This is a genomic window from Turicibacter sp., assembly GCF_017941855.1.
GTDB classification, from domain to species: domain Bacteria; phylum Bacillota_I; class Bacilli_A; order MOL361; family Turicibacteraceae; genus Turicibacter; species Turicibacter sanguinis.
The window spans coordinates 1-9,383 of sequence record NZ_JAGAVR010000064.1 but is presented as its reverse complement, the minus strand read 5'-3'; the positions used below and the strand labels follow the sequence as shown (position 1 = coordinate 9,383).

Sequence of the window (9,383 nt, the reverse complement as noted above, 5' to 3'; positions counted from 1 at the left end):
GCTTCCACAACCTAACGCTTGAGAAAAATCGAAAGCAACTTAGGTTTCACACATCGAAACCCTATTTACTTTCTTGCATTTTTTCAAGCATCAAAACGGTTGTCTCAGCTTTTTTTGTAATCCAGCTTCAAGTGGCAACATCCTGGCAAATTCTCGATAGTTACTTGTGCCTATGCCACTACGGACTCTCATCAAATTTCAGCGGATGTTAATCGCCTCTTTCAGCCTTTTTTGTATAATCTAGCTTCCACAACCTAACGCTTGAGAAAAATCGAAAGCAACTTAGGTTTCACACATCGAAACCCTATTTACTTTCTTGCATTTTTTCAAGCATCAAAACGGTTGTCTCAGCTTTTTTTGTTAAACGGATAAACTGGGATGAAAGTTGCTACTAAAATAAATACTACTCCAACCATAGCCAGTCCAATATATCCTATATTAAAAACGGATGGATATTGTTCAGACACGTGAAATAGTGTTAATTTTCCTAAATTCATGATTTCAAAGAAACCTTGATTGGCTAACCATCCATAACTTATTGAAAATAAGAAAGCTCCAGCTAGTCCACCTAAAATGGCACTGATTGCTTTTTTAAATCCACCGGTCATCGCACCTGCAACACAAGTTCCAGGACACGTTCCAACTGATCCAAATCCAAGCCCAAAAATTAAACCACCGATTACAACGCCTAAATGAAGTGGCTTAACACTTAAATGAGAAACATCAAACCATCCGAATCCATAAAAAATAGATAATAAAACACTCGCCAATCCAATTGCAAACACAATAATTTTCATCAAAGTTAAATTTTGAAAACTCAACATTGAAATTAGATTATCCATATTAGCTGCTCCCACTTTATATAACGCAAATCCAAAAAATCCACCTAATAAAATAGCTAAGACAATCATCATCTTACAGGCTCTCCTTTCTTTGACGTAATCGAGTCACAATCAGTGCTGTCGGTATGGCAACCACAAATACTGAAGCCGCAAAAGCATAACCACTCACACTTCCTTGCATCATCCCACTCATCATATGACCACTCGTACAACCGCCTGCCATACGCGCTCCATATAACAATAAGATTCCACCAATAAACGGTAGCACATAAGTACGCCATACATTTTGCTTCACTGAACAAGAAGCGTCCTTTTTAATCTCACGACGTTTTGAATCTAATCGATAACCTATATATCCTCCCACCGGAATCGCTAATACAAACACAAAATTATAGTTCCAGGGATGTTGAATTTCCTCTGCAATCTTCCCATTGTCCTTTTGATAGTATGCATTTTCCTCTAAGGCGTCAGGATTAATCGCGGTATGAATGATTCCACTTAGTACACTAAACTGAGTTGAAACCCCGACTGGCTTTACCAACCAAATCGCTAAGAAAAACGATAAAGCTAAAATTATAGCTGCCTTCATCCATTTTGGCATCTTCATCACTCCTTTATGAATCTAGTATATACAAAATAAAAAAACATTCCGTGACAAAGTCACAGAATGCTCTCCATCTCTAGTACCACAATTTTTCCACGCTCTAGTTGAATCAATCCTTTACGCTCCATCGCTTTTAACGTCCGACTCACGACCTCACGTGACGTCCCAATATCAAATGCAATCTGCTCATGCGTCTTATAAAACGTCACACGCCCCGATTGCTTATGACTATTTTGCTTCAAATAACCAAGTACCCGTTCCTCAACGCTTGAAAAACTAATCTGCTCAAGCGTCGTGACCACACTCGTAAACTTGCCATATAAATTTTGAAATAAAAACTGTAAATAAGTCGGATGATTCATTAAATACTTCTCAAAAATCGGCATTGGAATAATCGCCAACTCACAATCTTCCTCCACCTTCACATACGCATATGTCTGTGATTTAGCTAACGCACAAATCACGGTCATAAAACAACTATCCCCTTTTTCTAAACGATAAAGCGTCACCTCACGCCCTTCCTCATTCAATCGATAGACACGAAGCTTCCCACTTAGGATAAATGAAAATCCCCAACAAGCCTGACTTCCATTGATTAACATCTCACCCGCTTTAAATTGACGTCCGTTAAGATGTTTTTGAATTTGGTTTAGAGCCTCTTCATCTAATTTCTTTAAAAATGGATAATCCTTTTTTAACAACTCTAACATCTCGACCCCTCCTAAACAAAATAGGATTGCACCTTGCAATCCTATTATATACCTTTTATTGATAAACTAACACTTCACCGACTTCATCTTTAACCGTTATACTGATGACATCTAAATACAAATAATCCCTGTACTCTCCTTCCTCTATTCTTGGCGTTCCAATCACTTCAATCCAATCATCCACTGCTGGCCACTCTCCCTCATAATTTAAAAAGAAGCCACCCCAGCCATCATCCCCACAACAACCAGGTCCGAATCGATACACAACATGAAATTCTGGTTCATCACTATCATAATCAACACCATAAAGACCTTCTACCTTGACAACACGATCCTTATACAAATCAAAATTAAAGAAAATATCAGAAATCTGAAGTAAGAAATACTTTTCTCGAATCTCTAAAATTCCTTTTTCCTCAACCTCAGTTCCTAAAGTTAAAGAGTCAGCTTCTAATACTTCTGGCTCAACAAATTCAAGTGTCTCAGTTATACGACTACATCCTGAGCAACTAATCATCGTCAACATTAAAAATAAAACCAATCGTTTCATTACCTTTTCACCCCTTTACTCACAAAAGATAGTAACGAATAAATAAAGAACATCACAATATTCATCGCAACTACACTAGCACCTGGCGGTGTTGCGGCTAAATAAGACATCACTAACCCTAAAAAGAAACAAATAAATGAAATAAAAATCGAATGAATCATGACCCATTTAAATGAACGACATAATCGCATCGCTGTTAAGGCAGGAAATACAATTAAACTAGAAATCAACAAAGTTCCCATCAAGCGCATCCCAAGCGTAATCGTTAATGCTGTTAACACAGCAAGTAACATTTTATAAAAGCCAACCCTAATCCCCGTTGCCTTCGCGAATGTTTCATCAAACGTAATCGCAAACATTTTATGATAAAACAAAATAAATAAAAGTAAGACTAAAGCTGAAAGAACCATACTCAAATAGACGTCTGACTGTGTCATTGCTAAAATGCTTCCAAACATATAATTACACACGTCTAAATTCATCCCCGTCGTTAAAGACATCACCAAAACCCCAATAGATAATGAGCCTGTTGAAACTAATGCAATCGCAGCATCGCCTTTGATTAAGCTATTTTCATTCATTCGCAGCAAGAAAAATGCTGCCGCTACCACAACCGGAATCGCAAATGATAAGGGTGCCACATTTAAAACAGAGGCAACAGCCAACGCCCCAAATCCAACATTCGATAATCCATCCCCGATCATCGAATAGCGTTTCAAAACTAAGCTTACCCCAAGCATCGCACAGCAAAGTGAAACCAATAGACCGACAACCATCGCCCGTACTAAAAAGGGATACGAAAACATCTCAACTAAAATCTCAATCATTTAGAATTCCCCCTTTTTCAGATGAACGACCTGTGTTGCATGCTCTATTTTGTTTTCTATATCATGGGACACCATCACAATTGCAATCTTATTTTCTTGATTAATTCGATGCATTAAGCGATAAAAATCTTGCGTTGCCTTCGGATCTAAATTAGCTACCGGCTCATCTAAAATCAATAATTTCTTCGTTGCACATAACGCCCTTGCTAACAAGACACGTTGTTGTTGTCCGCCTGATAATTCACGATAACAACAATCACGCAACTCATAAATTCCTAACTCTTTCATCCACTTTACAGCTCGCTCTTTATCTGATTTCTTATACAGCGGTAGCCATCCACACTGATTCAAACATCCTGATAAAATAATCTCCCAAACACTAGCCGGAAACTCTTTTTGAATCACGGTTTGTTGAGGTAAATACCCTACTTCAGATTGTTTTAATGTCTCATTAAATATAATCTGCCCACTACTTGGTTTCTTTAAATTTAATAACCCCTTTATCAACGTACTTTTCCCTGTTCCATTTTCTCCAATCACCCACACATAGTCACCTTCATGAACTTTAAAACTAAGATTTTTAATGACTGTATACTGATCATATGAAAATGAAACACCTTCAACATGTAATAATTCCACGTGTCTAATACCTCCCTTTTTAATCACATTTATCAGTTTAAAATCATGCTCACTTTAGCATCTTGACTTTTAATGTAATAGGAGTAAAGACTTTGATAAGTTGGTTATCTATAGTCCCCCTCATCAGCAAGAAATAAACAATGAGTAGCGTAACCCTTAGAAGAGGATTTGTGGGCAGTGGCGATTCCATCTTATCTTTTGTTAAGGAGCAGACCACACAAGTGACTTCCTCACAATGGTGATTTGGTTCAATAGACAGATGTAAACTCACCATTAGATAAGAAAACAAAACAAAAAGACATATTAAAAACGCCCATCTATCTTTATATTGTCTCATCATAAGCTCTCCCCCCTTCATAAAAAAAGGATTGCCCTTTAAGGGCAATCCTTTTATATACGTTTTGTTACCCATCCTATCAATGAAAATAGAATAAATACAACGGCATTCACAATGACAACACTCGCTCCTGCTGGGAGTGAGTATAAAAATGACAATGTCATTCCAATAAAGAAACAAACAACTGAAACAAATCCAGCAGAAATAATCACTGACTTAAAACTATTAAACACACGCATTGAAGTTAAAGCTGGGAAAATAATAAGCGAAGAAATCAACATTGTTCCCATAATACGCATGCCTAATACGATTGTAATAGCCGTTAAAAAAGCAATCAACATATTATAAAGTTCTACCTTAACACCTGTTGCTTTAGCAAAGTTTTCATCAAATGTCGTTGCAAAAATACGATCATAAAATACCACAAACAAAATAAATACCACTGCCGATAACACAATACTAATATTTACATCATTCTTCGTCATTGCCAAAATACTTCCGAACATATAGCTATTAATATCTGCATTCAAACCAGTTGTTAACGACGTTACCGTTACCCCAATCGCAATGGATGTACTCGAAATCAATGCAATGGCTGCATCCCCTTTAATCTTACTATTTTGACTAATACGAAGTAAGAAAAAGGCTGCCACGACCACAACCGGTACTGCTATCTGAAGTGGCGCTAAATTCATCGCCATTGCGATGGATAAGGCTCCAAACCCAACATGCGATAATCCATCACCAATCATTGAATAACGCTTTAGCACCAAACTCACCCCAAGTAAAGCTGAGCATAGTGCCACCGCGCTCCCAACAATAATCGCACGAACCATAAAACTATACGAAAACATTTCCTGCCAAATACTAATCATGCTTAATATCTCCTACATGACGGCACGCATTCGTGTGACACAAATACTCTGCCGGCGTCCCATAAAATAATACTTCTTTTTTCAATTGTAAAATCTTTGTTGCATGATTAAGTCCACTATTCATATCATGTGTGACCATAATAATACTCATGCCATACTCTTTATTCAATTCCTCAATCAATTGATACAAATTCGCGGTGGTGATTGGATCAAGTCCCGTCACCGGTTCATCAAGTAATAACACTTTCTCAGAAGCACAAAGCGCCCTTGCAATTAAAACACGTTGCTGTTGACCTCCTGATAAATCGCGGTAACACTTATTCTTTAAATTTTCAATCTTCAATTTCTTTAAATTCTCCATCGCGCGTTGCTTATCTGCTTTTGAATAGAAGGGACGCCATCCGCGCTTATTTAAACAACCTGATAACACGACTTCATAAACTGATGCAGGAAAATCACGTTGTACAATCGTCTGTTGTGGAAGATATCCAATTTCATTTTGCTTTAACGAAGAACTAAACTCAATACTTCCTGACTTAGGAGAAACCAATCCTAAAATTGATTTCATTAACGTACTTTTACCAGACCCGTTATCCCCAACAATACAGAGATAATCCCCTTCATTTAATTCAAAACTGACATCTTTTAAAGCTTGTGTTTGATCATACGAAACATTAAGCTCTTTACAGGTTAAAATACTCATCTTAATCAAGCCCTACTTTTAAATTTTCAATATTTTGTTGCATCAATGAGACATACGTTACCCCATTATTAAAATCTTCTTTTGAAACATTATGCGTAGAATGAAGTAATAACAACTGCGCACCTGTTTCTTCACTAATCATCTGACCAATCTTTGGATCAATTAATTCTTCATAATAAATAGCCGGAATATTATTAGCTTTAATCTCACTAATCATCTGAGCTACTAATGCTGCACTTGGTTCTGCTTCAAATGGAGCTGATACATAATCAATTCCATAGTCTTTCATTAAATACTGCAGGGCAAATCGTCCTGAATGATAAATCGTTGTACGTTTAGCATTCGCTACTACATCTTGTAACTCCTGGTCTAATTTATCTAATTGTAATTGATAAGCCTCTGCATTTGTTTCATAATAATCTGCATTCTCTGGATCAATCTCACATAAAGCTTCTAAAATATTATTTGCCATCACTTTTGCATTCTTAGGACTTGTCCAGATATGTGGATCATACGTATGATTATGTCCATCATTTGCCGTATGTTCTTCTTCCTCGTGATCGTGATCTTCTGCTTCATGGTCATGATCATCTTCTTCCTCAATTCCTGTTCCAAGTAAAGTCACACCTTGTGAAACATCTAAAACATAAACATCCTGACTGTCAATACTTTCAACAATTTTATGAGCCCATGTCTCCATCGATTCCCCTGTATAAATAAATAAATCTGCCTTATTGATTTTAATAATATCCGCCGGTGTCGGTTCATAAGAATGGGACTCCATCCCTGGAGGTAATAATAATGTTACCTCTGCTTTATCACCCGCAATTTGACGCGCAAAATCGTACTGTGGAAATAACGTCGTGACAATTTGTAATTGATCAGTATCTGATGTTGACGTGGTTTTAGACTCTCCACTACATCCGACTAAAATTAAACTCATCATGATAGACATCATATATATCAATTTCTTCAACTTTAAATACCTCCTAAAAAAAGTCATACTCTCTATGTTATGTCTATTATAGCATAACTTCATTCAAATGATAGCCATTATCAATTAAATGAATATATGTGCAATCACTCATACAACGTCAAAAAAACTAGGAAATTAGCTTCCTAGTTTGAAACAGAAATATTTTTTTACCGATGAAATAGATAAGTCGCGTTAATTTTTCAAAGTGTCCAAAACTAATCTGGGCTTATATCATTTTAAGTTTTCTTAATAAAAGAATGATGACATTTTGGACAAGTAATCTCAATTTTTCCTTTTCCTTTTGGAACACGTAATTCTTGTCCGCATTCCTTGCATTTATAATATCGATACTGACGCTTTGTTTTAAATTGGCGGTATTTATTTATCATTTTCGTCTGAATCGGATACCAATATCTTAAAAACAAGATATTTTCTTGGTGTCTCTTCATTTTATTTTTAGATAACATACGGTAATAACAATAAACTAATGGAATCCAAGCTAAGATGATTAGCCATTTCCATCCTAATAATTGACCAATTAATGTGATAAAAATACTTAAAAACAGTAGTCCAATCGAGAAATGATCAACCCCTGTTCGTCCTTCCATAAATCGTTTAAACCACTCCACAATAACACCTCACTTTATTCACTTAAAATCATTATACACCTATCATGTTAAAAAAACCGCGATTTTTTTCGCGGTTTTAATTTTTATTCAGTCAAGCTCTCACCATTTGTCGCAATCACTTCTTTATACCAATAGAACGATTTCTTTTTATAACGTTCTAACGTTCCTGACCCATCATCATGACGATCCACATAAATATATCCGTAACGTTTTTTTAGTTCAGCAGTTGAGGCACTGACTAAATCAATACATCCCCAAGATGTGTAGCCCATTACCTCTACTCCATCTTCGATGGCTTCACGTACTTGAACTAAGTGATCGTTTAAATAATTAATACGGTAGTCATCCATAACTGTTTTATTTCCATGTTCATCTTCAACTAACACATCGACTGCTCCTAATCCATTTTCAACAATGAATAATGGTAATTGATAGCGGTCGTAGAATTGGTTTAAGACATAGCGTAATCCTTGAGGATCAATTTGCCATCCCCATTCAGATGCTTTAAGGGTTGGATTTGGAACTCCCCCCATAATATTTCCTTTACCAGCTACCTTTTTGGCTGGATCAGCGGTTTCGCAGATACTCATGTAGTAACTAAATGAGATAAAGTCCACCGTATGTTTAAGGATTTCTTCATCACCTTCTGCAAACTTAATTTCGATATTATTTTCACGGAAATAGCGTTTCATATAACCTGGGTATACCCCTCTCACATGAACATCTGAGAAGAAATAGTTCATATGTTCTGCTTTCATCACCGCAATCATATCATCTGGATTGGGTGTCAGTGGATAAGTTGGCATACTCAAAATCATACATCCAATTTTAAAATCTGGATTGATTTCATGACCAATTTTCACGGCTAAGGCACTAGCCACTAATTCGTGATGCACGGCTTGGTATAAATCTTGTTTTGTCAATTTTGATTTATCTGTGTAAATTCCACCACTTAAGAATGGCGCATGTAACACGGAGTTAATTTCATTGAATGTTAACCAATACTTTACTTTATCTTTATAACGTGTAAAAATCGTACGAACATAATTTTCGTAGAAACCGATTAAATCACGACTCACCCATCCATCGTATTTTTTTGATAAGTGTAATGGCGTTTCGTAGTGAGAAATAGTGACTAATGGTTCGATTCCGTACTTCGCTAATTCATCAAACACGTTATCATAAAATTGTAATCCCGCTTCATTTGGCGTTGCCTCATCCCCCTGCGGAAAAATTCGCGACCAAGCGATTGATAAACGGAAGGTTTTAAATCCCATTTCAGCAAACAGTTTAATATCTTCTTTATATCGGTGATAGAAGTCTATTCCCACTAACTTCATATTATCAACAGTTGGCTCTTCTGTAATCGGCCCCATGATTCCTTTAGGTGCGACGTCTTGTGTTGAAAGACCTTTTCCGTCTTCGTTATAAGCTCCTTCAAATTGGTTAGCAGCTGTCGCTCCTCCCCATAAAAACCCGTCTGGGAAACGTTTCGTCATGTCTGACACATCCTTTACTTTTGTGATGCTTCCCTTATATCACACCCAATTCCTTCGTTTCAATAGATGTCAAAAGACCTGGTTGAATGATTCAAAATCATCAACTAAATAGGATTTAAAACTGAAACAGTGTTACAAAAACTTTTTGTATAAATCGTGATATTCATTAATCTCTTCGTATCTTTTATTTTG

11 protein-coding genes are annotated in these 9,383 nt (G+C 36.5%); all 11 read right to left on the bottom strand.

All coding sequences use genetic code 11. The features are described from left to right. Nucleotides 1–347: 347 nt before the first annotated feature. Complete coding sequence (locus tag J6D32_RS08355) at nt 348–914, bottom strand: YeeE/YedE thiosulfate transporter family protein (protein WP_055163748.1); 567 nt, start codon at nt 912–914, stop codon at nt 348–350. Nucleotide 915: 1 nt separating this feature from the next. Beyond that, nucleotides 916–1,449 (bottom strand): YeeE/YedE thiosulfate transporter family protein, encoded by a 534-nt coding sequence (locus J6D32_RS08350; RefSeq protein WP_324249878.1) that lies wholly within the window; start codon nt 1,447–1,449, stop codon nt 916–918. A gap of 53 nt (nt 1,450–1,502) precedes the next feature. Then, nucleotides 1,503–2,156 (bottom strand): Crp/Fnr family transcriptional regulator, encoded by a 654-nt coding sequence (locus J6D32_RS08345; RefSeq protein ID WP_006784250.1) that lies wholly within the window; start codon nt 2,154–2,156, stop codon nt 1,503–1,505. Between the two features lie 55 nt (nt 2,157–2,211). Beyond that, on the bottom strand, nt 2,212–2,706 hold the full coding sequence (locus J6D32_RS08340) for a TIGR03943 family putative permease subunit (RefSeq protein ID WP_009607206.1): 495 nt from the start codon (nt 2,704–2,706) through the stop codon (nt 2,212–2,214). After that, nucleotides 2,706–3,533 (bottom strand): metal ABC transporter permease, encoded by an 828-nt coding sequence (locus J6D32_RS08335; protein ID WP_006784248.1) that lies wholly within the window; start codon nt 3,531–3,533, stop codon nt 2,706–2,708. The genes J6D32_RS08340 and J6D32_RS08335 overlap by 1 nt, the downstream gene beginning before the upstream one ends. Next, nucleotides 3,534–4,172, bottom strand: coding sequence for a metal ABC transporter ATP-binding protein (locus tag J6D32_RS08330; protein ID WP_006784247.1), 639 nt, complete (start codon nt 4,170–4,172; stop codon nt 3,534–3,536). A gap of 390 nt (nt 4,173–4,562) precedes the next feature. Beyond that, nucleotides 4,563–5,384: a metal ABC transporter permease gene (locus J6D32_RS08325; protein WP_009607198.1), complete on the bottom strand. Its 822-nt coding sequence runs from the start codon at nt 5,382–5,384 to the stop codon at nt 4,563–4,565. Continuing rightward, complete coding sequence (locus tag J6D32_RS08320) at nt 5,377–6,087, bottom strand: metal ABC transporter ATP-binding protein (RefSeq protein ID WP_006784245.1); 711 nt, start codon at nt 6,085–6,087, stop codon at nt 5,377–5,379. The genes J6D32_RS08325 and J6D32_RS08320 overlap by 8 nt, the downstream gene beginning before the upstream one ends. Before the next feature lies 1 nt (nt 6,088). After that, nucleotides 6,089–7,063 carry a metal ABC transporter substrate-binding protein gene (locus J6D32_RS08315; RefSeq protein ID WP_129821591.1) on the bottom strand — a complete coding sequence of 325 codons (975 nt, stop codon included), beginning with the start codon at nt 7,061–7,063 and terminating at the stop codon, nt 6,089–6,091. Nucleotides 7,064–7,299: 236 nt separating this feature from the next. Continuing rightward, nucleotides 7,300–7,692 carry a hypothetical protein gene (locus J6D32_RS08310; protein ID WP_009607200.1) on the bottom strand — a complete coding sequence of 131 codons (393 nt, stop codon included), beginning with the start codon at nt 7,690–7,692 and terminating at the stop codon, nt 7,300–7,302. 83 nt (nt 7,693–7,775) lie between these two features. Further along, nucleotides 7,776–9,191, bottom strand: a complete 1,416-nt coding sequence (locus J6D32_RS08305; protein ID WP_132942816.1) for a glycoside hydrolase family 1 protein — start codon at nt 9,189–9,191, stop codon at nt 7,776–7,778. Nucleotides 9,192–9,383 lie beyond the last annotated feature (192 nt).

What these genes read in the sequence shown, in the direction of transcription:
- J6D32_RS08355 (WP_055163748.1), bottom strand. Translation starts at nt 914, where the DNA reads ATGATGATTGTCTTAGCTATTTTATTAGGTGGATTTTTTGGATTTGCG.
- J6D32_RS08350 (WP_324249878.1), bottom strand. Translation starts at nt 1,449, where the DNA reads ATGAAGATGCCAAAATGGATGAAGGCAGCTATAATTTTAGCTTTATCG.
- J6D32_RS08345 (WP_006784250.1), bottom strand. Translation starts at nt 2,156, where the DNA reads ATGTTAGAGTTGTTAAAAAAGGATTATCCATTTTTAAAGAAATTAGAT.
- J6D32_RS08340 (WP_009607206.1), bottom strand. Translation starts at nt 2,706, where the DNA reads ATGAAACGATTGGTTTTATTTTTAATGTTGACGATGATTAGTTGCTCA.
- J6D32_RS08335 (WP_006784248.1), bottom strand. Translation starts at nt 3,533, where the DNA reads ATGATTGAGATTTTAGTTGAGATGTTTTCGTATCCCTTTTTAGTACGG.
- J6D32_RS08325 (WP_009607198.1), bottom strand. Translation starts at nt 5,384, where the DNA reads ATGATTAGTATTTGGCAGGAAATGTTTTCGTATAGTTTTATGGTTCGT.
- J6D32_RS08320 (WP_006784245.1), bottom strand. Translation starts at nt 6,087, where the DNA reads ATGAGTATTTTAACCTGTAAAGAGCTTAATGTTTCGTATGATCAAACA.
- J6D32_RS08305 (WP_132942816.1), bottom strand. Translation starts at nt 9,191, where the DNA reads ATGACGAAACGTTTCCCAGACGGGTTTTTATGGGGAGGAGCGACAGCT.